A 426-nucleotide genomic window follows, 5' to 3' on the forward strand; every position below is an offset into this window, starting at 1 on the left:
AAATGTCCGAAAAAGGTTGCTCCTCAAAACAGCTTCTATACAAGACTTTCAGACGATATTTTTTCTATAACCGTAGGTTTTTGTCGAGATGCGCCCTCTAGTCCCAGATACATTTGCTTAGCCAAAACGCACCTACAGAATATCGCTATTGGTGGAGCAATGAATATTGACCGTTTATTTAACTGGTTTCAGGGGGTTCTATTTGCTAAAACTCAAGTTTCCCACTTTCAGTCGTTAGAAGCCGCATAGTTTTCCAAGCATCGGCATTCAAAGAGTAGCTAAGTAGCTTATGACAAGGTATTCGGAGTTCGCCAACAGTATCAGTTACATCTAGGCGCAAAAGTTGTTTTTCGTAGCCGTAAAGGTGCCAAGGCGTTAACCCGTGGTCAAGTATTTCGGATCGTCAAACAGGCAGCTTCACGGGCG

1 protein-coding gene is annotated in these 426 nt (G+C 43.2%); it reads left to right on the forward strand.

The window, feature by feature from the left end:
- Positions 1-249: hypothetical protein (locus AACT35_RS11280; protein ID WP_216820555.1), on the forward strand; the 249-nt coding region annotated here is incomplete at its 5' end.
- Positions 250-426: the final 177 nt, after the last annotated feature.

The organism is Synechococcus sp. BDU 130192, from assembly GCF_963876085.1.
Lineage (GTDB): Bacteria > Cyanobacteriota > Cyanobacteriia > Cyanobacteriales > MRBY01 > MRBY01.